We start from the raw sequence: 25,815 nt of genomic DNA, 5'->3' as shown, positions 1-25,815 counted from the left end.
GTAACTCATGTCGAATAATTACGATTCATCGAGTATTAAGGTACTGAAGGGTCTGGACGCAGTTCGTAAACGTCCAGGAATGTACATCGGCGACACGGATGATGGCACCGGTCTGCACCACATGGTTTTTGAGGTGGTGGATAACTCAATTGATGAAGCGTTGGCAGGTCACTGTAAAGACATCGTAGTGACTATTCACGAAGACAATTCAGTTTCAGTTAGCGATGATGGCCGTGGTATTCCTACCGACCTTCACGAAGAAGAACAAGTTTCTGCCGCGGAAGTGATTATGACGGTTCTGCATGCGGGCGGTAAATTTGATGACAACTCATACAAGGTTTCGGGTGGTCTGCACGGCGTCGGTGTGTCCGTCGTCAACGCGCTGTCTGAAAAAGTGCTACTGACTATCTATCGTAACGGCGCTATTCACACACAAACTTATTGTCACGGTGTGCCACAAGCGCCGTTGGCTGTGGTGGGTGAAACCGATAAAACCGGGACAACCCTGCGTTTTTGGCCAAGTGCTGAAACCTTTACCAACATTGAATTCCATTACGATATTTTAGCTAAGCGTCTGCGTGAGCTCTCTTTCCTAAACTCTGGTGTATCCATCAAACTATTTGATGAACGCGAAGAAGACAAAAAAGACCACTTCAGATATGAAGGTGGTATTAAAGCGTTTGTTGGCCATTTAAACCGCAATAAAACGCCGATCCATGAAAAAGTATTCCATTTCAGCTCTGAGCGTGACGATGGGATTACCGTGGAAGTGGCGATGCAGTGGAACGATGGTTTCCAAGAAAACATTTACTGCTTTACCAACAACATTCCTCAACGTGATGGTGGTGCCCACTTAGCGGGTTTCCGTGGGGCGTTAACTCGTACCCTAAACACCTTCATGGATAAAGAAGGCTTCTCGAAAAAAGCGCAAGCGGCGACCTCGGGTGATGATGCTCGTGAAGGTTTAACCGCGGTGGTTTCAGTGAAAGTGCCGGATCCTAAGTTCTCTAGCCAAACTAAAGATAAATTAGTTTCATCTGAGGTGAAAACTGCGGTTGAATCAGCAATGGGTGAGAAATTGGCGGAGTTTTTGGCTGAAAACCCAAGTGAAGCCAAAATGGTCTGTTCAAAAATCATTGATGCGGCTCGTGCTCGTGAAGCGGCGCGTAAAGCGCGTGAAATGACACGTCGTAAAGGTGCGTTAGATCTTGCTGGTTTGCCGGGTAAACTCGCCGATTGCCAAGAAAAAGATCCTGCACTATCTGAACTGTACATAGTGGAAGGGGACTCTGCTGGCGGTTCTGCCAAGCAGGGACGTAACCGTAAAAACCAAGCGATTTTACCGCTGAAAGGTAAAATTCTTAACGTTGAAAAAGCTCGTTTCGACAAAATGCTTTCTTCGCAAGAAGTCGCAACGCTTATCACTGCATTAGGCTGTGGCATTGGCCGTGATGAATATAACCCAGACAAACTGCGTTATCACAACATCATCATCATGACCGATGCGGACGTCGACGGTTCGCACATCCGTACGCTACTGTTGACCTTCTTCTATCGTCAAATGCCTGAGCTGATTGAGCGTGGCTACATCTACATTGCTCAACCGCCTTTATATAAAGTGAAAAAAGGCAAGCAAGAGCAGTACATCAAAGATGAAGAGGCGATGAACCAATACCAAGTTGCTTTGGCATTGGATGGTGCCTCATTGCATGTTAACCCTCAAGCGCCAGCATTAGCAGGCGAAGCGTTAGAAACCTTGGTTAAGCAATACAATGTCGCCATTAAGCTGGTGGAGTGTATGAGCCGCCGCTACCCTTACGCCTTGATCCATGAATTCATCTATATGCCGCGTATCATTGTTGATCAATGCGCTGATTCTGCAGTAGTAGAAGCGTGGGGCAAACAGCTGGTGGAGCAGTTAAATGCGAAAGAAGTTGGTGCAAGCCAATACAGCATTGAAACTGAGCACAATGCAGAGCTTGGTATTTATCAGCCTAATATTGTAGTGCGCACCCATGGTGTAACGCACCAACATCTATTAAGTGCTGATTTGCTCAATTCGAAAGAGTACAGCAAGCTGGCGGACCTTTCTGAAGCACTTTATGGCTTGGTTGAAGAAGGGGCTTACATTCAACGTGGTGAGCGTATTCAACCTGTCGATAACTTTGTTGATGCGTTGAACTGGTTAATTAAAGAGTCTCGTCGTGGCCTAAGCCTACAACGCTACAAAGGTCTAGGTGAAATGAACCCAGATCAGTTGTGGGAAACGACGATGGATCCTGAATCTCGCCGTATGCTGCAAGTCACGATTGAAGATGCTGTTGGTGCTGATGAACTGTTTACCACCTTGATGGGTGATCAAGTTGAGCCGCGTCGCGCATTCATCGAAGAGAACGCTTTAAAAGTTGCCAACCTCGATGTCTAAGTCGTTGTTATAAAACAAATCCCAAAAAACACCGTTTCGCAAGAGCGGTGTTTTTTTACTATCAGGCCTAACATTCCTTGTTAGCGCTTGCAGTAGCTAAAAATTTTTTCAAAAAAACTTGAAAAGAATTGTCGTGCCCCGATATCTATTAATGAAGAGGATGCCGTAAGGACCTCTGAAATGGCGACACAGGTTTGCTCTCTTAAGAGGAGCCTTGTGTTGTGATCATTAAATGTGTTGTTAGCTCCATGTTGAAAGAATGGCTGCTAACGGCTTAGCGCCTATGCGCTAAGGCTATTGCTTATGATGAGGATAGTATGATGAGAACAGTAGATTTCACTCCTTTATACCGCAACGCAATTGGTTTTGACCGTCTATTAAACATGATGGAATCCAGTTCAGCGAAGAATAGTTCTGCGGGTTACCCTCCGTACAATATTGAACAGCAAGACGACAATAAATATCGCATCACGATGGCGGTAGCTGGTTTTTCTGAAGAGCAGATTGAGATTACTCAACAAGAAAATACGCTGATTGTACGTGGCGAACGTAAACCCGAAGAGAATAAAAACTACGTCTACCAAGGTATTGCTGAGCGCGATTTTGAACGTAAATTTCAATTGGCCGACTATGTTAAAGTACTCGGAGCCACAATGGAAAATGGCTTGCTACACGTGGATCTTGAACGTGAAACACCTGAAGCGATGCAACCACGTAAAATTGCGATTAATGGCAAAAATTTAATTGAGAACAATTAAGTTACTGGCCACATTAAAGTAGTGAAAGAGCGCCTTTTGGCGCTCTTTTTCATGGCAGAAAGGATGGATTACTGCTGATAAGCTAATGCCACTTCTTGAGCAATAATTTGAATGCCCTTTTGCATGGCTTCATCATCTTGCACGTAGTTCATACGCAGACACTGATGCGCGTGTTGCCAATCGTCTTGTTGACCAATAAAGAAATATTCACCCGGTACAATCAATACCCCTCTGGCTTTTAGACGTTGGTAAAGTTCCATGGTGGTTATAGGGAGCTCATCAAACCAGAGCCATAAAAAGATCGCCCCTTCTGGTTTATGGATACGAAAGCGCGGGTCGCTAATGGCTTGCTTGAGTAACTCGACTGCTCTTTGTGATTTCTGTTGGTAAAAGGGCTTGATCACATCGCGACTGAGCCTTAATAGATCGCCTTTTTCAATCATATGATGAGCAATGGCAGGGCCGATGCTGCCTGGCGCTAAGCTAATGATGCCATTCATGTTGGTTAATGCTTGGGTAATGGTTTCGTTGGCAATGACGATACCGCAGCGCACACCGGGTAAACCCAGTTTCGAAAGGCTCATGCATAAAATGGTGTTGTCATTCCAAAAGGGTTCAATCTCTTCAAAAATGATGTTGGGAAAGGGAACGCCATATGCGTTGTCGATAATCAGTGGGATATTGTTCTCTCTAGCCAGCTTATCGAGCTTGTGGATCTCTTGTTCTGTGAGCACATTTCCCGTCGGATTGGTTGGGCGTGAAGCGCAAATGGCGGCCACCGACGAATCCACGCTCAAGGTTTCGAAATCCACGTGGTATTTGAATAAGCCATTGTCGAGTAGTTCTATTTCTGGGCGGTAGGAGACAAAAATATCTTCATCTATCCCGGCGTCACCATAACCAATATATTCAGGCGCTAGTGGCAGTAAAATTTTCTTATGTGAACCGTCAGCTTGCTGGCCAGCAAACAGATTAAATAGATAGAAAAATCCACTCTGGCTGCCATTGGTTAAGCTAATGTTCTTTTCACTGATTTCCCAGCCATAGGTTTCTTTGAGCAGTTTTGCGAGAGATTTAACGAACAGATCTTTGCCTTGTGGGCCATCATAGTTGGCGAGGGCAGCGATCAGTTCACCACTGCTAAGCATGTCGGCACTGGTTTGATGAAAATAGTCAATCATGGCGGGAATGGCGGCTGGGTTACCACCGCCGAGCATAATGGCTCCGGGGGTGCGCAGGCCATCATTGAGATCGTCCATTAACTGGGTAATACCGGAATACTGATTAAATTTTTCACCAAATTTCGAAAACTGCATTGCTGACTGCCTAATTCATTCTTGTATTTGCTTGCATAAAGGGGCATAAAACGATGCCATGCCCATCGAGTAATCCTTGAACATATCCCAATGTTTTTGCGAGTCAAAGCACTATTTTTCGCCAAATAACACACTGCGGTCAGATAAAACAAAAAGCCCAGCGGATGACTGCTGGGCTTTGATAGATTAATTTGTGTGCCGAAATATCAGCGACTACTTTTGCAGCAGTGAAATATCAGCAATTTGTAGGAACAGATTACGCAAGTTATTGAGCAGCGTTAAACGGTTTTGTTTTAATGCTTCATCGTCTGCCATCACCATGACATTATCAAAGAAAGCATCAACAGGTTCACGTAGTGCTGCCAGCTTGCTCAGTGCTTGTTGGTAATCACCGGTAGCGAAAGCAGGTTCTAGTGCTTCGGTCATCACTTCCACTTCTTCCGCTAAGGCTTTTTCGGCCGCTTCTTGAAGAAGTGTTAGGTTGATTTCTGCAGCCAGTTCACCGTCAAATTTCGCTAAAATGTTACCGACACGCTTGTTTGCCGCCGCTAGGGCTTCAGCCGCTTCCAGTTCACGGAAGTGGGAAACTGCTTTAACACGTTTGTCAAAATCAGCGGGTTTGGTTGGACGACGAGCAAGTACCGCTTGGATGATGTCGACGCTAAAACCTTCATCTTGATACCAAGCACGGAAACGGCCAAGCATAAACTCAATCACATCGTGCTCAACGTTGTCGTTGGTGAGGCGATCACCAAACAGCGATTTCGCTTTTGCTACTAGGTCAACTAAGTCCAAGTTATAGCCGTATTCAACGATGATGCGCAGTACACCCAGTGATGCGCGACGCAGAGCAAAGGGATCCGAGCCTTTTGGCGCTTGGCCAATACCGAAGATGCCGACTATGGTGTCTAGCTTGTCTGCGATGGCCACTGCGGCGGAAACGCCATTGGTTGGCAGAGCATCGCCAGCAAAGCGTGGCATGTACTGCTCGTTTAGTGCAACGGCGACTTCTTCTGCTTCTCCGTCATGGCGAGCATAATGCATACCCATCACGCCTTGCGTGTCGGTAAATTCAAACACCATTGAGGTCATCAAATCGCATTTAGCCAGTAAGCCCGCACGTTTTGATTTTTCTACATCCGCGCCAATCTGTTCTGCAATGTAACCAGCCAGTTCAGTAATACGGTCAGTTTTATCTTTAATCGTACCCAACTGCTGTTGGAAAATCGCGGTTTCTAGTCGTGGTAGACGATCGACTAATTTGCTTTTGAGATCGGTATTAAAGAAGAATTCCGCGTCCGCTAAGCGTGGACGAACGACTTTCTCGTTGCCTTCGATAACATGGCGAGGCTCTTTCGACTCGATGTTAGAGACGAAAATAAAATTAGGCAGCAATTGCTTATTCGCATCGCTCATCTGATGAGAATAAACCGGGAAGTATTTTTGGTCACCTTTCATGGTGTAAACCAAAGCTTCTGACGGTACTTTAAGGAATTTTTCTTCAAATTTCGCCGTTAGCACCACTGGCCATTCAACCAGTGAGGTCACTTCTTCAACCAAGTCATCGTCAAGATCGGCAACACCGCCAACCTGTAGCGCTGCTTTTTGTGCATCAGCAATAATTATCGCTTTACGCGCATCGTAATCGGCGATCACTTTACCGCGCTGTTCTAAAATCGCTGGGTATTGTTCTGCTGAATCGATGGTGAACTCTTTTTCGCCCATAAAGCGGTGACCACGAATGGTGCGCGCAGAAGCTACGCCTAAGATCTCACCTTCGATCAGTTCATCACCCATCAAAATAGTCAGAGTTTTTACTGGGCGGATAAATTGTGTTTCTTTATCACCCCAACGCATGGGTTTGGCGATAGGCAAGTTTGCTAAGGCTTTGGCGGCGAGTTCAACCACAATGGCTTTAGCATCTTGGCCTTTGACATCCTGTTTAAACAGTAGCCATTCACCTTGGTCTGTTGTTAGGCGATCCGCTTGCTCAACAGTAATGCCGTTGCCACGCGCCCAGCCTTGTGCTGCTTTGGTTGGATTGCCATCGGCATCAAAAGCAACTGAAATAGCAGGGCCACGTTTTTCGACCACTTTATCCGCTTGACCCTGGGCCAAGTTGGTCACTTTCAGTGCCAAACGGCGAGGGGTTGCAAACCATTTGATGCCTTCGTGTGCCAGTTCAGCGGTTTTCAATTCTGCGGCAAAGTTAGCCGCAAACGCTTCAGCCAAAGTGCGAAGTTGTTTTGGTGGTAGCTCTTCTGTGCCTAATTCAATTAGAAATTCTTTTGCCATCTTACTTGTCCTCACCCTTTTTACACATAGGGAAGCCGAGTGCTTCACGAGATGCGTAGTACGCTTCTGCAACCGCTTTGGTCAGGTTACGGATGCGTAGGATGTAACGTTGACGTTCTGTCACCGAAATCGCTTTACGTGCGTCCAATAGGTTAAAGGCATGGCCCGCTTTCAAAATACGCTCATAGGCAGGAAGTGGCAGCGGTTTTTCTAGCTCAAGTAGATGCTTACACTCTTTTTCGCACTGGTCGAAGAAAGTGAAAAGAAAATCGACATCCGCGTGTTCGAAGTTGTAAGTGGATTGTTCGACTTCATTTTGATGGTAAATGTCACCATAGGTGACTTTACCTAATGGGCCATCTGTCCAGACTAAGTCATACACTGAATCCACGCATTGAATATACATGGCAAGACGTTCAATACCGTAAGTGATTTCGCCGGTTACCGGCTTGCACTCAAGGCCGCCGACTTGTTGGAAGTAAGTAAATTGAGTTACTTCCATGCCGTTTAGCCACACTTCCCAGCCAAGACCCCAAGCACCTAAGGTTGGGTTTTCCCAGTTATCTTCCACGAAACGAATATCGTGTACTAGTGGGTCAACACCGAGCACCTCTAAAGACCCTAGATACAACTCTTGAATGTTGTCTGGTGAAGGTTTGATGATGACTTGGAATTGGTAATAGTGTTGCAGGCGGTTTGGGTTTTCACCATAACGACCGTCCGTTGGACGACGAGAGGGTTGAACATACGCCGTTGCAATGGGCTCTGGGCCTAAAGCTCGCAGGCATGTCATTGGGTGAGAGGTTCCTGCACCCACTTCCATATCTAATGGTTGAACAATGGTACAGCCTTGTTGGGCCCAATAATCCTGCAGCGCGAGGATCATACCCTGAAAGGTTTTGATATCGTATTTTTGCATAGTCAGGTTCGCGCGATTCTTCTGTCTGAATGGATGAAAATAACGAACAAGTATACCCAGATATTCGCTCAGCGAGTAGCGGTAATCTTGCTTAATTAATGGTCGAAAATCCGTTTTAGCCGAATTTATCGCATCGATTGTGCCAAATTATTACACCTGAATGATTTTGACTGATTTCTAACTTGAGATTTTCACTCGGCCTGATTAGAATTGCGCCGTCTTTGGGGAGTAGCTTACCAGTGAGATTTCTTATCTTAACGGTTCGTTCGTCAACATAATTGGTGCCAAATCACCGTGGCGTTCGAGGCTAAAGTCATTTTAGCTTAGCAAGACCTTAGACAAACATCACAAACCGGGGCGGGGAGTGGCGTTTGTCTATGGTTATTATAATTATCCCGCCCCATTGAGCCTGTCGTGAGCGTATTAGCTATTTCAATTACTACCGTCGCCTTAGCTGAAATTGGCGATAAAACCCAACTGCTTTCTCTGCTGCTAGCCAGTCGTTATCGTAAACCTTTACCTATTATTGCCGCCATTTTTTTGGCCACTCTGGTTAACCATGCTCTTGCCGCTTGGCTGGGCGTTGTGGTCGCTGACTATCTCTCACCCGAGATCCTCAAATGGGTGTTGGTCGCCAGCTTTTTAGCCATGGCAGGTTGGGTGTTAATTCCAGACAAACTCGACGGCGATGAAAAAATTACCAATCGAGGCCCTTTTGTCGCTAGCTTCATCGCCTTTTTTGTCGCTGAAATTGGCGATAAAACCCAAATAGCAACGTCTATTCTTGGTGCGCAATATGCGGATGCTCTACTGTGGGTGGTGCTCGGAACGACGATTGGTATGTTGCTGGCTAACGTACCTGTGGTGCTGATTGGTAAATTATCCGCCGATAAAATGCCGCTAGGACTGATTCGTAAAATCACGGCGGTACTCTTTTTGATATTAGCGATCGGCGCGGAGATTTGGTAATTCCAATCGATTAGATGATTGGGCGAGTGAGTGTGACACAATTTATTACTCAACTTGTTGCCCAACATCTACAGTTGCGTGATGAGTGACAAATTTATGCCATACTGGCCATGTTACTGTAGTGCTAGATGATGCAAGTAAGAGGGAATGCATATGCTGACACGTTATATGGGAATGACCGCCAAGAGCCAAAGTTACTTGTTTACGTTCGGTTTTGTGCTGACGTTGCTGGGTATGGCGTTAACGGAAATGTGGCTACCTATGGTGGCCGGCGCAATCATATTGTGTGGCTTGATGGTGGAATCTTGGATCCGAGTCGCGCACATTATCCCGATGCACGATGAAATTCGAACCCTGCAAAAGCAGATCACAAAACTGCAATCAGAGATCCGCACCATCGAGTTTAATGAGTAGTGTGCAGCGCAATGAATCAATGAATCAATGAATCAATGAATCAATGAATTAATAGCAAAAGGCGGCCTTTTTGAGGTCGCCTTTTCTTTTGCGTACGCATCACTTAGATCGAGGCTTAACTCAATCCTTTCTTAATCAAATAGAGATAGGGCAATGTGTCCACTTTCTCGGCAATTAACTGATGATCCATAAAGCGGCAAAAACTGGGAATGTCTCGAGTGGTTGACGGGTCATCGGCTTTCACTAGTAAAATTTCGCCATCTTGCATGGTTCGAATGGTTTTTCTGACCATCATTACAGGCTCGGGACAGCGCAATCCTTCGGCTTCGAGTGTTTGTGTGGCAAGTGCCGGATCAAATGTCATAGTCAAACCTAATCGATGTTATCGCAAGGCGTAGATAATACTGGCGAGGAAAAAATATTCAATAACCACTTGGCAAAGTGATCTTTTTGTTTTAACTTACTTAACAAGTTGATAACAAGTTGATAACAATTTGGTGAGGCACTTATGTTAACAGCGCTTGATAGGTTAACCATTTATTCGGTTCTCTGCTTTATCTCATTTTGTGCCTTAGTGATGCGAACGCCTGCAGAAACGTCATGGATGCCACTTTTTGGTGTCAGTGCGTCACTGGTTGGGATCTGGCTTGAGATGCATCTTTGGAAAGGCATCTCAGAAGAGCAGAATCACTAATCCATCACATATTGATCAACGCATAGCACTAAATACGACACGTAACACATTCCGACACTATCCCCATTTTCTTGGGCTTCCCCGCTGAAAGGCGGGATTTTTTTTGCCTAACGCGTACACTGAGCCTATTTGCCATGATAAAAGTGTGGTTGTTGCATGGAGTTGGAAGATATCTATCGTCGCGATCTGAATTTATTGATTGCACTGAGAGTGTTGATAGAAGAGAGCAGTGTCAGTAAAGCGGCCCAGCGTTTAAATCTTAGCCAGTCAGCCATGAGCCGTGTATTAGGTCGGTTACGTGATCTGCTCAATGATCCTCTTTTTACGCGTCAAGGTCAGCATCTCATTGCGACTGAAAAAGCGTTGGAGCTTAATCGCGCCTTAGGCGAGCCACTGGAGTCTCTACGTCAAATCCTTTCACCTGTTGAATTTGACCCCCAGCAATGTGAACAAACCTTCACCATTGCCACGACAGATTACGCAATGCAGACCATCTTACCGTTTGCTTTACCAAGGATATATCAAGAGGCACCAAACGTGTCGTTTGAGTTTTTACCTTTGCAGCATGATAGGTTGGCCGATCAACTGACTTATGAAGGGGCTGATTTAGCGATTTGTCGCCCAACGTCGCCAGTAGCACCATTGATGAGTGAGGTGCCTGGGCGAGTCGGTGTGCTTTGTTTGCTCTCCCAGCACCATCCGCTGGCGAATCGGCAGATCTCTTTAGCGGATTACCTGGCATACCCTCATGCGATGATTGCGATCAGTGATGGTGTTAATGCCTTAATTGAACAAGCATTAAGTGGGCAGCCTAAACGGAAAATGGTGCTCAGAGCCTATCATTTAGAAGCTGCGCTAGCGATTGTTGATACCATGCCATTGATTATTACGGTGCCTGCGGATCTGGCCTATTTAGTGGCAGAGCGTTACGCATTGGTGGTGAAGCCGTTACCGTTTCAGTTTACGCCGTTTGACTACTCTATGATTTGGCACTCGCGATGTGAGCATTCTCCTGCCCAAGAATGGTTAAGGCAGATCGTCAAACAAGAGTGCAGCCGGTTGATTGCTAAGCGTATTGAAGAGATGCAGTTATAGGGGTAAAAATCATCAAGCTTTGAGTAAGACCAAAGCTTGATGAATGAATGGTTTAAAGCTTAATCACCACGCGACCAGTCACTTGACCATTGGTGATCGTTTCAGCGTATTGTGCTGTTTGTTCGAGGGTGATTTCCTCACACGCTTGCTCAAAGTAGCTTGCAGGTAGCAGTTTCGCTAAGCTTTCCCATGCTGCCATGCGTTTTTCTAGCGGGCAAGAGACCGAGTCGACACCTTGCAGGCGTACATTGCGCAAAATGAACGGCATGACGGTGGTGGGTAAATCAAAACCACCCGCTAAACCACACGCCGCAACCGTGCTGTTGTAGTCCATTTGAGCTAACACTTTGGCTAACATTTTGCTGCCTACTGTATCGACCGCGCCAGCCCAAATCTGTTTTTCCAGCGGACGAGCTGGCTCTTCAAATTCGCTGCGATCAATAATGCGGTTTGCTCCTAGTTTTTCTAGCAGTGGACCATTTTGTTCAACACGACCGGTTACCGCAGCAACTGTATAACCTAGCTTAGCTAATAGTGTTACAGCAACTGAACCAACGCCGCCACTGGCACCCGTCACCAATATTTCACCCTTTTCCGGTTGAATACCCGCATCTAAAATGGCTTGCACGCAAAGCATGGCGGTAAAGCCAGCAGTGCCAATCATCATCGCTTTTTTGCTATCAAGGCCGTGCACGAGTGGCACTAACCAATCGGCTTTCAAGCGTGCTTTTTGCGCCATACCACCCCAATGGTTTTCACCAACCCCCCAACCGGTTAGTACAACTTTGTCACCGGTTTGGTAGCGAGTATCTTGGGATTCAAGTACGGTCCCTGCAAGATCAATGCCCGGTACCATAGGGAAATTGCGAATGATTTTGCCTTTACCTGTAATGGCCAAACCATCTTTGTAATTTAATGATGAGTAATCGACCGCGACTAAAACCTCACCTTGCGGTAATTGTGATTCGTCGATTTGTTCAATGGTGGCAACTGTGTTTTTTTCTTGTTGATTAAGGATTAACGCTTTAAACATTCGGATCTCCAGATTGGCACAGCAAGCATAAGATGTCGCTAAGTGTAGTACTGAATTAACTATGACTAAAATGAAACTTTAGCATTGGTTCTATGCGTATTATGCATCACTGATAAAAAATGCCAGTCGTGGGACTGGCATTGAGCTTTAGGATAAGAAGAACTGGTATGAAGGATTGTCTGTCTCATCTTTGCATTGGTAATCCAATTCTCTAAGGTGAGCGGAGAAGCGGTTTAAATCGCTCTCTTCGAGTTCAAAACCACACAATACGCGGCCATAATCGGCGCCATGATTGCGGTAATTAAACAAGCTAATATTCCAGTGTGTGCCAAGCGTGCTGAGAAATTTCAGCAGAGCGCCCGGATATTCCGGAAATTCGAAGCTGTATAATCGCTCTTTTAGCGGCTTAGAGGGTTTGCCTCCAATCATATAACGCACATGCAGCTTGGCCATTTCATCATCCGATAGATCCACCACAGGGTAGCCACCTTGGCGTAAATCGTGAATGATGTTGTCGAGCTCTTCTTGCCCACTTAACAGGCGTACACCGACGAAAATGTTGGCCAGCTTGTCATCGTTATAGCGATAGTTGAACTCGGTGACCGCACGGCCGCCAATGATATTGCAAAACTCAAAAAACGCGCCTTGACGTTCAGGTATGGTCACCGCCAAAAGCCCTTCACGTTTTTCGCCTAGCTCGCATCGCTCCGACACGTAGCGCAAGCCGTGGAAATTGGTGTTAGCGCCCGAAAGCACGGTGCCTAACTGTTTATCCACCAGTTTATGTTTATCCGCGAATTTCTTCAGACCAGCCAGAGCAAGCGCCCCTGAGGGTTCGGCAATTGCACGCGTGTCTTCGAAGATATCTTTAACCGCCGAGCAGATTTCATCGCTTGATACCGTGATGTGGCCATCAATGTATTGCTGACATAAACGGAAGGTTTCATCACCAATACGTTTTACCGCGACACCGTCGGCAAACATGCTGACTTGGTCAAGCACTACGGGTTTACCTGCATCGAGTGCTGCTTTTAAACAAGCAGAATCTTCAGGTTCAACCGCAATCACTTTGATTTCTGGCATCAGCTGTTTGATCAGCACCGCGACCCCAGCGGCTAAACCGCCACCGCCGACCGGTACAAAAATGTAATCAAGGTGGCCATTTTGTTGCAGCATTTCCATGCCAATCGTGCCTTGCCCTGCAATGACCAGTGGGTGATCGAACGGTGGAACAAACGTATAACCTTGCTCGTGAGCCAAGCGTTCCGCTTCGGCTTTGGCTTCATCAAAGTTGTTGCCATGCAAAATCACCAAACCGCCAAAACCGCGCACCGCTTCGACTTTGATATCAGGGGTAGTTTTAGGCATCACAATGGTGGTTTTAATGCCTAATTTTGTGCCCGATAGAGCCATTCCCTGCGCGTGGTTGCCCGCTGACGCGGCAATCACCCCTGCTTGCTTTTGCGCTTCAGATAAACTCGACACCATATTATAAGCGCCGCGTAATTTAAAAGAGTGTACAGGCTGGCGATCTTCACGCTTGAGCTGAACGCGATTTTTAATGCGCGCTGACAAACGGGGCATATCCTGTAGTGGCGTTACCGTTGCGACGTCATAAACGGGAGCGCGCAGGATTTGGCGCAGATAATCTGCGCCAGTTTGAGTTGCGTTACCTGAGTCGCTCATCCGCTAGCCCTCGAGCTTAGATTTGTCTCGAACAGCCCCTTTATCAGCGCTGGTGGCCATACTTGCGTAGGCTTTCAATGCCAAAGAGACTTCACGCTGGCGATTGACAGGTTTCCAACCGAGCTGGTCTTGTTTTACGCGGCGCTCAGCCAGTTCAGCTTCTGAAACGTTGAGCGTAATGGAGCGGTTTGGAATATCGATGGCGATAATATCCCCAGAGTTCACCAAACCTATCGTTCCGCCGTTGGCAGCTTCTGGAGAAACGTGACCAATTGATAAACCGGAAGTCCCGCCAGAGAAACGACCGTCAGTCAGTAGCGCGCACTCTTTGCCTAGCCCCATTGATTTTAGGTAGGTGGTTGGGTAAAGCATTTCTTGCATACCTGGGCCACCTTTTGGGCCTTCATAGCGGATGACGACAACATCACCGGCCTTCACTTTACCGCCTAAAATACCTTCAACGGCACTTTCTTGGCTTTCAAAGACCACGGCTGGGCCTGCAAATTTCAGGCTACCTTCATCAACCCCTGCTGTCTTGACAATACAGCCGTCAACGGCAATGTTGCCTGATAGGACGGCTAGGCCACCATCTTGGCTAAAAGCATGCTCTTTGGTGCGAATACAGCCTTCTTTGCGATCGTCATCGAGGCGATCCCAGCGGCATTGTTGTGAGAAGGCTTTAGTGGTACGAATACCCGCAGGACCGGCACGGAAAAAGGTTAAGACGTCTTCATCTTGGGTTTGCATGATGTCGTATTGAGCCAACTGCTCTTTCATCGATAAACCCAACACGGTGTGAGTTTGATTATTGATGAGGCCTGCGCGATCCAATTCACCAAGAATCGCCATCACACCACCCGCGCGGTGCACATCTTCCATGTGATATTTTTGAGTCGATGGCGCGACTTTACACAGATGAGGTACGCGGCGTGACATGCGGTCGATATCACCCATGTCAAAATCGATTTCACCTTCTTGAGCGCCTGCTAATAGGTGCAATACGGTGTTGGTTGAGCCGCCCATGGCAATATCGAGCGCCATCGCATTTTCGAATGCGGCTTTGTTGGCAATATTACGCGGTAAGGCGGATGCATCATCTTGCTCGTAGTAACGCTTGGTTAATTCAACTATGCGTTTACCTGCGTTGATGAAGAGCGCTTCACGATCGGCATGCGTGGCCAACATCGAACCATTACCCGGTTGAGAAAGTCCCAACGCTTCGGTGAGACAGTTCATTGAGTTGGCGGTAAACATGCCAGAACAAGAACCACAGGTTGGGCAGGCCGAGCGTTCAATTTGTTCACTTTGTGCATCGGAGACTTTTGGGTCAGCGCCTTGGATCATCGCATCGACTAAATCGAGTTTGATGATTTGATCAGAAAGCTTGGTTTTACCCGCTTCCATTGGCCCGCCAGAAACAAAGATGACGGGAATATTAATGCGCAGTGCCGCCATCATCATCCCAGGGGTGATTTTGTCGCAGTTGGAAATGCAGACCATCGCATCAGCGCAGTGTGCATTAACCATGTACTCGACAGAGTCTGCGATCAACTCGCGTGATGGCAGTGAGTACAGCATGCCGCCATGCCCCATGGCGATACCGTCATCTACCGCGATGGTATTAAATTCTTTGGCGATGCCGCCGGCTTTTTCGATTTCACCCGCAACCAATTGCCCCATATCTTTGAGGTGCACGTGGCCCGGTACGAATTGAGTGAACGAGTTAACCACCGCAATAATCGGCTTACCGAAATCTTCATCTTTGACGCCAGTGGCGCGCCATAATGCGCGCGCTCCAGCCATATTACGTCCGTGTGTCGTTGTTGCGGATCTATACTTTGGCATTGTCTATCGTCCTCTATTACTTCGGTTGTGGGTACACGTAATCCAACCAGCCCCACTTATCTTCTGTGGTGCCGTTAAATAGGCCAAAGTAAGCTTCTTGCATCACTTTCGTGATTGGCCCACGTTTGCCCTCTCCAACCGTAATTTGGTCTACGCTCCGTACAGGGACGATTTCGGCGGCGGTGCCGGTCATGAAAATTTCGTCAGCAAGGTAGAGTGCTTCACGCGCAATGTTCACTTCACGCACTTCGTAACCCATCTCTTTAGCCAGCGTCATGATCGAATCACGCGTGATGCCCGGCAAGATGGAGCTGGTGGTTGGTGGTGTGAGCAGCACACCGTTTTTGATGACGAAAATGTTTTCGCCTGCACCTTCAGATAAATAACCATCCACGCTTAAGGCGATACCTTCGGCATAGCCATGACGACGAGCTTCACCACCGACAAGCAGAGACGATAAATAGTTACCACCCGCTTTGGCTGCGGTTGGAATGGTGTTTGGCGCAGCGCGATGCCAGCTAGAAACCATCGCATCCACACCATTTTCTAGCGCTTCATCACCTAAGTAAGCACCCCAAGGGAAGGCGGCAATGATTAACTCCATTTCAGTGTTCACTGGGGGGCAAACGCCAAGGCCAACGTTGCCAACAAAGCCAAGTGGGCGAATGTAGGCTGAATCCAGTTTATTGACGCGCAATGTTTCACGTGTCGCTTCCATGATCTCTTCTATCGTATAGGGGATAGGGAAACGGTAAATTTTTGCTGAATCTTTTAGGCGTTGAGCGTGCTCTTTATGACGGAAGACGATTGGACCTTTAGGAGTGTTATAACAACGCACACCTTCAAACACCGAAGTGCCGTAGTGCATCGCGTGTGTCAGTACATGAACGTTTGCATTTGCCCACGGAACCATTTCACCGTTGAACCATATGTAATCTGCAGTTTTTGTTGCCATTTATTGCCTTCCTTATGCACAAATCTTTTGTTGTAAATTGTTATTCGGTAGTTCGTTATTTTTTATTGGGGTGACATCGACACTGCGAATATCCCATAATTTTTCAATTTGATTGATCAGTGTGCTGATGGGGCGATCACTATCAACAATGATTTCAACACTGGCGACTTTGCTGGCGTGGTTTTGCGTTGCGGCCACTTGTTTTATCACAAACCCACGATGGCGAATCACGCGCAGAACACGCTCTAATAGCACCGGTTTATCATCGGCTTTGATGTCTAATAGGTATCTATCCATTAGGTGTTCTCCAACATATCACTATTTGAGGCGCCCGGTGGTACGAGCGGCCATACGTTTTCTTCTTCATCAATCAAAACGTGAAGCAGATAAGCTGTTTTGCTGGCCAGCATTTCTTTAAGTGCCGGTTCAACTTCTTCTTTTTTGGTGATGGTTTTGCCAGGAATATCGAACGCCTTAGCTAGCATCACGAAATCTGGGTTGTCATCCAAAATTGTTTCACTATGGCGGCCATCAAAGAACAGCGATTGCCATTGGCGCACCATACCCAAACGGTGGTTGTTCAGTAGTACCATCTTGACCGGGATTTGGCGGCGCTTGAGCGTACCAAGTTCTTGTACGTTCATCATGAACGAGCCATCACCAGAAATCAGAATGGATTGATCATCTGGGCGAGCAACGGCCGCGCCCATTGAGGCGGGCAACCCAAAGCCCATAGTGCCAAGGCCAGCTGAGGTGATGAAGTTCTGGGGAGCACGCGGCTGAATGTGCTGCGCGGCCCACATTTGATGTTGGCCAACGTCGGTTGAGACGATGGCTGAATCGGGCATCATGTCGGACAGTTGTTTGAGTAACAATGGCGCAAAAATGAGATCGCCCGGGTGGTCATAGCGCCACTTAAAGCCACTGCGCAAACTTTCACTGTGGTGAACCCACGGTGCGATATCACGCGTTAGTTCCAGTTGTGGAAGAATGAGATTGATGTCACCACGTAGTGACGCATTGGCGATACGGAGTTTATTAAACTCGGCCGCATCGATATCGATATGAATCACTTTGGCGTGTGGTGCAAAAGTATCCAGCTTTCCCGTTACTCGGTCATCAAAGCGCGCTCCAACCACAATCAGCAAATCACACTCTTGAACGACTAAGTTTGCCGCCTTAGTCCCGTGCATACCAAGCATGCCAAGATAGTGCGGGTCATTACGCTCAATCGTACCCAAGCCTTTTAAGGTGCTTACTGATGGCATCGGATTGAGGCGTAAAAACTCGCGTACGGAATCGGTCGCTTTGGCCAGTTGAACGCCACCGCCAACATACAATACAGGACGAGAGCTTTGTGAAAGCAGTTGTTGCGCTGCGTGAAGCTGCTCTTGGCTGGCAACTGGCATGGCTGGCGCAGTGAACGCAGGTAGCTCAGTCACGGGGGTTTTTGCCAGTTGTACATCTTTAGCGATATCCACAATCACCGGGCCGGGGCGACCCGCTTTCGCTACCTCAAAGGCTTCGGCAAGGGTGGGTGCGAGATCGTGGATATCGGTAACGAGGTAGCTGTGTTTGGTGCAAGAGAGTGACATACCAATCACGTCCATCTCTTGAAAAGCATCGGTACCAATGTGCGAGCTTGCCACTTGGCCGGTGATGGCGACGAGGGGGATTGAGTCAAGAAATGCATCGGCAAGACCGGTGACCAAATTGGTCGCTCCGGGCCCTGAGGTGGCCATGCACACCGCGACATCTTGTGTCGAGCGCGCCATGCCAATCGCCGCCATGGCGGCACCTTGTTCGTGGCGACAGAGGATGTGTTCTACACCGCCATCGTATAATGCATCATAGATTGGCATGATAGCGCCGCCGGGATAACCAAAAACGGTTTTGATTCCCTGCTGCTTTAATGCGGCTACAACCAGTTGTGCTCCTGTCATCGTAACCCTCCCAAACTGTGTATGGCACAGTAAACCATGTTGTGTTTGCACTTCATGTGCGTTCCCATTCTTCCTGTCATATCGGGTTGGATAATCACCAACCAGTATGAACTTTTTAGTTTAATAGTTGTAAAAAAACCCCCGGACTTTTCAGTGCGGGGGTTTTTTGAATCTGGTGGTTATTTTGCGCCAACTAGCCCCCGCGCGGAATCAATAATGACCACGATAATCAGGCTTAGCAGTAGGTTAATGTGAGCGTTCAAATTCATCACTTAATTCTTAAAATGGTTGGCGTAATATCTTACGAAATTGTTTACGTCTCTAGTGTTAACATACATTTCCGTTAAATGACAAGCAAAAACTCATTCTTTTTTCACATTCTTTCAGCATCACAACAAGCTATATAACAATCTCTCGTGTGCAAATAAAGGCGCAGAAACGGAACGAACGCTTTTTAAACAACCACAAAGGAATGAAATGGGACTCGCAATTATTCACAGCCGAGCCAGTGTTGGCGTGCAAGCACCGACAGTGACAGTTGAAGTACATATTAGCAATGGCATGCCCGGTTTTACGTTGGTTGGCTTGCCAGAAACGACGGTCAAAGAGTCTCGTGATCGCGTGCGCAGTGCTATCATTAATTCCCGCTTTGAGTTTCCCGCCAAGCGTATTACGGTCAATCTAGCACCGGCAGATCTCCCCAAAGAGGGCGGTCGATTTGATTTACCGATCGCGCTGGGTATTTTGGCGGCCTCACAGCAGATAGCGCTAACGAAGTTAGATGGGTATGAGTTTATTGGTGAATTAGCCTTATCTGGTGAGTTACGTCCTGTTAAAGGCGTATTACCTGCTGCTTTAGCTGCGAATCGAGCCAAGCGCTGTTTAGTGGTGCCTCATGGTAATGGTGATCAAGCCGCGTTAGTGGCAAAGGATCAGCATAAATCGGCGCAAACGCTGCTTGAGGTGTGTGCTGATTTGTGTGGTCAACAAACCCTCTCTCTTTTTCAAACCGAACCTAAGCCGTGCCGAGATAAAAATACTCGCGATCTGCAAGATATCATTGGTCAACAGCAAGGAAAGCGAGCGTTAGAAATTGCCGCTGCGGGCAACCATAACCTGCTTTTTCTCGGTCCACCCGGAACGGGTAAAACCATGCTTGCCTCTCGGTTGTGTGATTTATTGCCAGAAATGAATGAGGATGAAGCGATGGAAACCGCTTCGGTTGCTTCTCTGACTCCACAAGACATCAACCAGCACAACTGGAAGCAAAGGCCATTTCGCTCGCCTCATCATTCCAGTTCAATGGCGGCGCTGGTCGGTGGCGGTTCTATTCCGAGGCCGGGGGAAATTTCTTTGGCACACAATGGGTTATTGTTTCTTGATGAAATGCCGGAATTTGAACGAAAAGTGCTCGACTCATTGCGTGAGCCATTAGAGTCAGGTGAAATTATTATTTCAAGAGCGCAAGGCAAAACGCGTTTTCCAGCTCGCTTTCAATTAGTGGGGGCGTTAAACCCCAGCCCAACCGGTTATTACGAAGGCACGCAAGCCAGAGCCAACCCGCAGAGTATTTTGCGCTATTTGGGACGCTTATCGGGGCCACTGCTTGATCGCTTTGACATGTCGATAGAAATCCCCTCGCTTCCCAAAGGGATGTTGGCGAATGGCGGCGAAAGAGGTGAAGCAACGGCTGTGGTTAAAGAAAGAGTGCTGATTGCTCGTGAACGGATGGTGATTCGTAATGGCAAGGTTAACGCTTTGTTGGGGAGCCGAGAAATTGAACAGTATTGCCCTTTAACTAAGGCTGACGCCGAATTTTTGGAAAATGCACTGCACCGCCTAGGGCTCTCCATCCGCGCCTATCATCGCATTATCAAAGTGGCGCGTACGATTGCCGATTTAGAAGGGGCCGAGCAGATTGCTAAGCCCCATCTAGCGGAAGCGCTCGGCTATCGAGCGATGGACCGCTTGTTGAAACAACTGACCGCACAAGCGGTGTAATGAACTTAAAATTGGTAATTTAACCCTAGCGCTGTAAAGAGAGACGATTCGTCATAAAACGAGAGGTTTGAGCTCGATTGGTTATAACCAGCTAAAGCGATTAATGACCAATCATCCCAATCCAGAAATTGGCTGTATTCGTAGGCGAAGAATAGGCTCAGCTCATCGTCATTACGCACAGTCTGATTAAACAGTGAGTTTCCACCTTGATAGTCGCGCTTGGTATAACCAGCGGTCAGTGCCAGTTTATGGCGATTGATAAACGTGAAGTAGGAGAGATCGGCGGCGTAAGAGTGATGAGTATTGGCGTCGCCATCCGCTTGGTGGTTGATATAAGTGATGGAGGGTAGTAACAAACTGGTTGGGCTTAGAGAGTAACGGTACTGCCCTTTTAGGTAGTAACTTTTACCATCACGAGCCAGTTCAGGGCTTGGAAACTGATCGTTGTCGATCTCTTTGGTCGCGTAAGCGACATCGACTGTCCATGGGCTGCCTTGAATACTATTGAATGTTAATCGGTAGGCATTTCCTGACTCATCGGTTTCTTGGCGCTGGCTGTTGAGTTGGTAAGGGTTGGCCCAGGTTTTTCCAGACATCACGGTCGGCAAAAAAGCCACATCAACCACGGTACCTGTCTCCATCTCATATTGATACCCGAACTGAAGCGCTAAGGTGCCGACGGCAATATCGTCACGTGAGGTTCCTAAATAAACCTGCTGTTGACGTTTGTCCCCGAAGGTGTAGGCAAGGTTACCCAAAGGCCCAACGGCAAAGTTTGACTGCGTGCTACTCTTTGTTTCGAGTGATGTAATACGTTCATCACCGTTCGTATCAAATTGAGATTGAGAAGATGCAAAAATAGTATTAATGGCAATCTCACCACTTAAACCTGTTTCTGGAGCCAGTTCGGCAGATACATGAAAAGCCAGAGCGCTAACAAGCGTCATGGACAGGTATTTATTCATTAGGCGTTTCCATACTTTGATTGAATAGTGGTTAAGTATATGAATAAACTTGGATGACGACACGATAAAACTAATCTGACCGTTTTATGAATGAAGGGTGAGCCTTGTCTTAGGCATACACAGTTTTGTGCTGCGATGGCTTGTGTTTCAATATTGGTTGTATGAGAAAGCGCTGCAAGGTTGAACTTGATTGAGTAAAAAAATGAGGAGCTTTTACTCCTCATTTTTGAATGATTACTTGGTCAGTAGGTAATTGACCAGTTCGAAGTATTCATTGGTCGATTTAACACCTTGTCCCTGCACCAAATAATGATTGTTAACCATGACAGCAGGGACACCTGAAAGACCGCTTTCTTGGAACTGTTTGTCAAAGCGGCGCACCATTGAATCGACGGCAAAACCATTAAAAGCGGCATCAAATTTTGCCGCATCAATGCCTTCGTCTAGGAAGATTTGGCGTAGATCCGCATCATCTCTTGGTGGTTTACGCATCGTGTGAATGCGGTTAAACATCACGGGCACCATTTTGTCTTCAACTTTGAGGGCAAGCATGGTGGCGTAAGCTTTACTCATTGATTTACCCATAGAGCCACCTATAAAAGAAACATGGTTTTTCTGCAGAGTCACCCCTTGTGGGAGCTGCTTTTTCAGTTGGGCGATGATCGGCTCAAAGGTATTGCAGTGTGGGCAGTAAAAGGAGAAAAACTCCGTCACGGTTGGATTTTTAGAGGGTTCAAGATCAAGCACTTTATAATGCTCACCTTCTTTAAATTGGGCCGCATGAGCCGATAAGCTCAGCAGTAAGGTTGCAACCAGTGCAAACAGCTTCTTCATTGTGTACTCCATTTATTGCTTCAAGGTGACTTACCATTGTGGCATTAGTGAGAGCGTAGGCTCGTCTAATGCTGCTATTTGTTCTTTAAACGCAAGCACTTGGCTTTCCCAATATTTAGGGTCATTAAACCAAGGGAAGGCGAGTGGAAAAGCAGGGTCCTGCCATCGTTTGGCTAACCATGCCATATAATGCACCATTCGTAGACCGCGTAATGGTTCAATTAGTTTCAATTCGGCTGGATTAAAATCGTGAAACTCTTGATACGACTCTAAGATAATGTCCAACTGCATTCGCTTATCTTGCAATTCGCCATTGAGTAGCATCCACAAATCCTGCACTGCAGGTCCATTGCGAGCATCGTCTAAATCGACAAACATGGGCCCATCTCGCCACAAAATATTGCCTGGATGGCAATCACCATGCAAGCGGATGGCCGAGGATTTTGCTGGCCATTGCTGTTCAATTTTGTTGATCAATAACGATAAGTCACTGAAAAAGGTATTTTGCAAGTGCTGAGGTATGAAGGACGCATTTTCCAATAGCTGTTTGGGTTGATAAAGATACTCATCTAAGCTGATGGTCGGGCGATGAACAAAAGTTCGAGTGGCACTGATGTGATGAATGCGTCCAAGAAATCGGCCCACGCCTTCTAATTGGTCCATATTGTCCACTTCAAACTGCCGCCCCCCCACACTGGTAAACAGCGCGAAATGATAGCCCTGATAGTTATGTAAGGTTGCCCCGTTGATGAGTAATGGTTCAGCAATCGGAATTTCCGCCGCGTACAGCTCGCGTGTGAAATCGTGCTCCTCTTGAATTTGCTCAACACTCCAGCGCTGAGGTCGATAGAATTTCACCACATAACGTTGGCGCTCTTCATCGATGAATTGATAAACGCGGTTTTCATAACTGTTGAGTGCCAGAAATCCTGATTCAGCACGAATGCCGATGCTTTCTAAGGCATACCACATGGTATCAGGGGTGAGTGCATCAAAATGGAAAGAAGCTTTGGTCATGATTAAAAAGGGCCCATTACTGAGCCCTTTTCCATTCGTTACGAAGTTAGAGTTTATTAATAAACCGGCTCTCAACTTCTATCGTGAATTGGTTACTGTCCGTGAGTATAAACTGAATCGTCGCTACAGGAGAGCTGAGTTTGTCAGGAGCGACGCCAAGGCTGGTTGGTAGGTTCAATACCTCTCCTGGTTTAACTTGGATGGTCTGTTTACCATACCAAGAGACGTCCGATAGTCCTTTCATGTCAAGCTTATACTCTTGCGTTTGCTGAGTTTTATTGATGACTTTCAAGGTGTAAGTGTTCTCAATTTCACCATTGCTGTTGGTTTTAAATAGCTGGTTTCTATCACGCAATACACTCAAGCCGACCGGATCAACACTGGCCACTTGTGCCACAAAAAGGCCACACATCATTAGTAGCACAGCGCCATAGCCAAGTAATTTGGGGCGCAATATTTTAGTGTGGTGACCGGAGAGGCGGTGCTCCGTGGTATAGCTGATGAGCCCTTTTTCATAGCCCATACGTTCCATCGTGGTATCGCACGCATCAATACAAGCGCCGCAGTTAATGCATTCGTACTGCAAGCCATCACGAATATCGATGCCAGTCGGACACACTTGTACGCACAAATCACAATCAATGCAGTCACCTAAACCGAGTGCTTTGTGATCGGCTTTACGTGCACGTGGCCCGCGAGTTTCACCGCGTTTGCTGTCATAGCCGACGATAAAGGTATCTTTATCAAACATCGCAGACTGAAAACGCGCATAAGGGCACATATGGATGCAGACAATTGATCGCATCCAGCCTGCATTGCCGTAAGTACAAAGGGTGAAAAAGAGTACCCAGAAGACGGGCCAGAAGCTTTCATCGAGTGTGAAAAAATTCACCACGAGTTCGCGTACCGGGACGAAATAGCCGACAAAAGTAAAACCAGTACCGAGTGCAATCGCCAGCCAAGCAATGTGTTTGATGGCTTTTCTTATCGCAAGATTGGCTGTGAGTTTTACTGAGTCCTGCTTGCGGCGTTTATTGGCGGCGCCTTCGAGTTTTTCTTCAAACCAAATGTAGATAAATGTCCATACGGTTTGCGGGCAAAGATAGCCACACCAGACACGGCCAAGAAAGGTGGTAATAAAAAACAGGCCGAATGCCGCAATCATAAATAACAGGGCAAGTAGAGTGAGGTCTTGTGGATAAAGTGTGGTGCCGAAAAAGTTAAATTGCTGGTGGCCGATATCGAGCAAAATTGCTTGACGATCACCATAAGAGATCCACGGTACCAAAGTAAAAAGCAGTAATAAAAACCAGCCGCCATAACGGCGGAGTTGTTGATAAGTACCTTGACTTTCGCGCACATAAATACGGTTGCTGGGGTTAAAACGGTCACCGTTGCCTTTGTGAGTTTTGGGGTTGAATATTTTAGGAGTCACATCCTTTATATCGATTTTGTCCTGACTCATGAAATGATCCTTTTTGGGCTGTAAGGTGTGATTTCTATTGGTTCACACTCTGAGACATTGCTGTTTTCTCTTTTTAGTGTTTAAAAGAGAAATCATTGTTATCTAAATATTGGTTAAGCAACCAGTATAACGTCAATAACAATTTTATTTCTTTAACACTATCAACCTTTAACAATAAAGCCTCAACTCCTAATCTTTGCCGTGAATAATAAAAAAGCGACCTAGAAGGTCGCTTAAGTCTCGATAAAGGATACTATTTGATAATGCCGCGCGCGCGTAAAATGGCCGTTTTAAAATCATCTTCCTGATCTTTCTTCAGGCCCGGAATCATTTCATCTTTAGCGCTGTTGCGCATTTTTAGATGGTAGATCAATACATCATCTGTAAGCGCTTCTAATGGCCCTTTATAACCCGCCTCTTGAGCCAGTTTGGTGATGAATTGTATTAAGTTGAGCTGCTGATCTTTTTGCCATTCAGGCGCAAGTAGTTCAATTAGCTCTTCAATTCGATGGCATTGCATTCTCTTTTCCCCAATTTTTATAAGTATTTTGAGTAAAGGTATCAAATTGCGGATTGAAGTCCAATTGGGTGCAAAGAAAAAGCGCAGGGTTTAGCTGCGCTTTTTAATTATGCTGCCTGAACAACATTAGTTGTGCTCGATGCAGTAAGGGCATTTTTTTCAACTAAAGTCATTGCTGGAGCGACTTTTTTTGCGGTCGGAGCAGCAGCAAAACCACTACGACGACGCATTGCACTACGGTTTGTGTGCGAAAACCTGACAGCTGTTGGGCGCATTCATTAACCTAACGGTCAGGCACATCCATTGCCAATCTAATGGCCTGAATCACCATGAGTTGAGCTTCATAATTGAAGGGAGGCTCTTCTGGCTCTCGCCAATCCAAATAATGATTCAGGAATAACGATATGCTTTCATATCGTAGTTAGATTAGCACCAAGTTTTGAATTGATCGATAGTTGAACGATTATTGAAATGAATATTACAGCAAATAAAGCCTAAAATTGAGTGTGATACTTGATTGAGTTTGTCATCTGATCGGCATTACATCGCGTTTTGTTAAATAGGAGGTACCTATGTCGTTTACAAAAAACTCGCGATTTATCGCTCTCCTTGATACCCGTTTCGTTACGAAATTTGTATTTAGGCTTACAACTGTAAGCTGAGGTG

General features: G+C 46.7%; 22 protein-coding genes. 7 read left to right on the top strand and 15 right to left on the bottom strand.

All coding sequences use genetic code 11. The features are described 5' to 3' along the window. The first annotated feature begins 7 nt into the window (after positions 1-7). Complete coding sequence (gene gyrB, locus VOR_RS0111980; RefSeq protein WP_010319944.1) at positions 8-2,425, top strand: DNA topoisomerase (ATP-hydrolyzing) subunit B; 2,418 nt, start codon at positions 8-10, stop codon at positions 2,423-2,425. A gap of 320 nt (positions 2,426-2,745) precedes the next feature. After that, complete coding sequence (locus VOR_RS0111975) at positions 2,746-3,183, top strand: Hsp20 family protein (RefSeq protein WP_010319943.1); 438 nt, start codon at positions 2,746-2,748, stop codon at positions 3,181-3,183. Between the two features lie 68 nt (positions 3,184-3,251). Here the strand turns inward: VOR_RS0111975 and VOR_RS0111970 are convergent, their stop codons facing one another. From VOR_RS0111970 to glyQ, 3 genes are all read right to left on the bottom strand, one after another. After that, a complete protein-coding gene (locus tag VOR_RS0111970; RefSeq protein WP_010319942.1) occupies positions 3,252-4,499 on the bottom strand; it encodes a valine--pyruvate transaminase in 1,248 nt (415 codons plus the stop codon). A 213-nt stretch (positions 4,500-4,712) separates the two neighbouring features. After that, entirely contained in the window at positions 4,713-6,794 is a 2,082-nt protein-coding gene (gene glyS / locus VOR_RS0111965) for a glycine--tRNA ligase subunit beta (RefSeq protein WP_010319941.1), read from the bottom strand. 1 nt (position 6,795) lies between these two features. Further along, positions 6,796-7,713 (bottom strand): glycine--tRNA ligase subunit alpha, encoded by a 918-nt coding sequence (gene glyQ, locus VOR_RS0111960; RefSeq protein WP_010319940.1) that lies wholly within the window; start codon positions 7,711-7,713, stop codon positions 6,796-6,798. 414 nt (positions 7,714-8,127) lie between these two features. Between glyQ and VOR_RS0111955 the strand changes: the two genes are divergently transcribed. Both VOR_RS0111955 and VOR_RS0111950 read left to right on the top strand, forming a co-directional pair. Further along, positions 8,128-8,682: a TMEM165/GDT1 family protein gene (locus VOR_RS0111955; protein WP_010319939.1), complete on the top strand. Its 555-nt coding sequence runs from the start codon at positions 8,128-8,130 to the stop codon at positions 8,680-8,682. Positions 8,683-8,835: 153 nt separating this feature from the next. Continuing rightward, on the top strand, positions 8,836-9,096 hold the full coding sequence (locus VOR_RS0111950; RefSeq protein ID WP_010319938.1) for a hypothetical protein: 261 nt from the start codon (positions 8,836-8,838) through the stop codon (positions 9,094-9,096). Between the two features lie 115 nt (positions 9,097-9,211). Here the strand turns inward: VOR_RS0111950 and tusA are convergent, their stop codons facing one another. Beyond that, positions 9,212-9,460, bottom strand: coding sequence for a sulfurtransferase TusA (gene tusA / locus VOR_RS0111945; RefSeq protein ID WP_010319937.1), 249 nt, complete (start codon positions 9,458-9,460; stop codon positions 9,212-9,214). A 144-nt stretch (positions 9,461-9,604) separates the two neighbouring features. Between tusA and VOR_RS0111940 the strand changes: the two genes are divergently transcribed. Next, positions 9,605-9,790 carry a hypothetical protein gene (locus VOR_RS0111940; protein WP_010319936.1) on the top strand — a complete coding sequence of 62 codons (186 nt, stop codon included), beginning with the start codon at positions 9,605-9,607 and terminating at the stop codon, positions 9,788-9,790. Between the two features lie 156 nt (positions 9,791-9,946). Continuing rightward, a complete protein-coding gene (locus VOR_RS0111935) occupies positions 9,947-10,885 on the top strand; it encodes a LysR family transcriptional regulator (RefSeq protein WP_010319935.1) in 939 nt (312 codons plus the stop codon). Positions 10,886-10,937: 52 nt separating this feature from the next. On the opposite strand, the gene acuI is transcribed toward VOR_RS0111935, so the two are convergent. The 6 genes from acuI to ilvG form a co-directional block, all read right to left on the bottom strand. After that, entirely contained in the window at positions 10,938-11,918 is a 981-nt protein-coding gene (gene acuI, locus VOR_RS0111930) for an acrylyl-CoA reductase (NADPH) (protein ID WP_010319934.1), read from the bottom strand. A gap of 147 nt (positions 11,919-12,065) precedes the next feature. Continuing rightward, positions 12,066-13,604, bottom strand: a complete 1,539-nt coding sequence (gene ilvA / locus VOR_RS0111925; protein ID WP_010319933.1) for a threonine ammonia-lyase, biosynthetic — start codon at positions 13,602-13,604, stop codon at positions 12,066-12,068. A 3-nt stretch (positions 13,605-13,607) separates the two neighbouring features. Beyond that, the gene (ilvD, locus tag VOR_RS0111920; protein WP_010319932.1) at positions 13,608-15,449 is read right to left on the bottom strand and encodes a dihydroxy-acid dehydratase; all 1,842 of its coding nucleotides are present in this window, start codon (positions 15,447-15,449) and stop codon (positions 13,608-13,610) included. Positions 15,450-15,465: 16 nt separating this feature from the next. Beyond that, a complete protein-coding gene (gene ilvE / locus VOR_RS0111915; RefSeq protein WP_010319931.1) occupies positions 15,466-16,404 on the bottom strand; it encodes a branched-chain-amino-acid transaminase in 939 nt (312 codons plus the stop codon). Positions 16,405-16,416: 12 nt separating this feature from the next. Further along, positions 16,417-16,701 carry an acetolactate synthase 2 small subunit gene (gene ilvM, locus VOR_RS0111910; protein WP_010319930.1) on the bottom strand — a complete coding sequence of 95 codons (285 nt, stop codon included), beginning with the start codon at positions 16,699-16,701 and terminating at the stop codon, positions 16,417-16,419. Then, positions 16,701-18,347, bottom strand: coding sequence for an acetolactate synthase 2 catalytic subunit (gene ilvG, locus VOR_RS0111905; protein WP_010319929.1), 1,647 nt, complete (start codon positions 18,345-18,347; stop codon positions 16,701-16,703). Before ilvG ends, ilvM begins: the two co-directional genes overlap by 1 nt. 477 nt (positions 18,348-18,824) lie before the next feature. On the opposite strand from ilvG, the gene VOR_RS0111900 reads away from it, so the two are divergent. Further along, positions 18,825-20,348: a YifB family Mg chelatase-like AAA ATPase gene (locus VOR_RS0111900; protein ID WP_010319928.1), complete on the top strand. Its 1,524-nt coding sequence runs from the start codon at positions 18,825-18,827 to the stop codon at positions 20,346-20,348. 5 nt (positions 20,349-20,353) lie between these two features. Here the strand turns inward: VOR_RS0111900 and VOR_RS0111895 are convergent, their stop codons facing one another. The 5 genes from VOR_RS0111895 to VOR_RS0111875 all read right to left on the bottom strand — a co-directional run bounded on the left by VOR_RS0111895 (position 20,354) and on the right by VOR_RS0111875 (position 25,149). Beyond that, a complete protein-coding gene (locus VOR_RS0111895) occupies positions 20,354-21,313 on the bottom strand; it encodes a DUF2860 domain-containing protein (protein WP_010319927.1) in 960 nt (319 codons plus the stop codon). Between the two features lie 234 nt (positions 21,314-21,547). After that, positions 21,548-22,147 carry a thiol:disulfide interchange protein DsbA/DsbL gene (locus tag VOR_RS0111890; protein ID WP_010319926.1) on the bottom strand — a complete coding sequence of 200 codons (600 nt, stop codon included), beginning with the start codon at positions 22,145-22,147 and terminating at the stop codon, positions 21,548-21,550. Between the two features lie 30 nt (positions 22,148-22,177). Further along, on the bottom strand, positions 22,178-23,164 hold the full coding sequence (locus VOR_RS0111885) for a serine/threonine protein kinase (RefSeq protein WP_010319925.1): 987 nt from the start codon (positions 23,162-23,164) through the stop codon (positions 22,178-22,180). 46 nt (positions 23,165-23,210) lie between these two features. Next, positions 23,211-24,629 (bottom strand): cytochrome c oxidase accessory protein CcoG, encoded by a 1,419-nt coding sequence (ccoG, locus tag VOR_RS0111880; protein ID WP_010319924.1) that lies wholly within the window; start codon positions 24,627-24,629, stop codon positions 23,211-23,213. Positions 24,630-24,882: 253 nt separating this feature from the next. After that, complete coding sequence (locus tag VOR_RS0111875; protein ID WP_010319923.1) at positions 24,883-25,149, bottom strand: YihD family protein; 267 nt, start codon at positions 25,147-25,149, stop codon at positions 24,883-24,885. Positions 25,150-25,815: the final 666 nt, after the last annotated feature.

Origin of the sequence: Vibrio ordalii ATCC 33509 (assembly GCA_000257205.1) — a bacterium.
GTDB classification, from domain to species: domain Bacteria; phylum Pseudomonadota; class Gammaproteobacteria; order Enterobacterales; family Vibrionaceae; genus Vibrio; species Vibrio ordalii.
The sequence above is the reverse complement of the archived record's forward strand: the minus strand, read 5'-3'. Positions and strand labels throughout refer to the sequence as shown.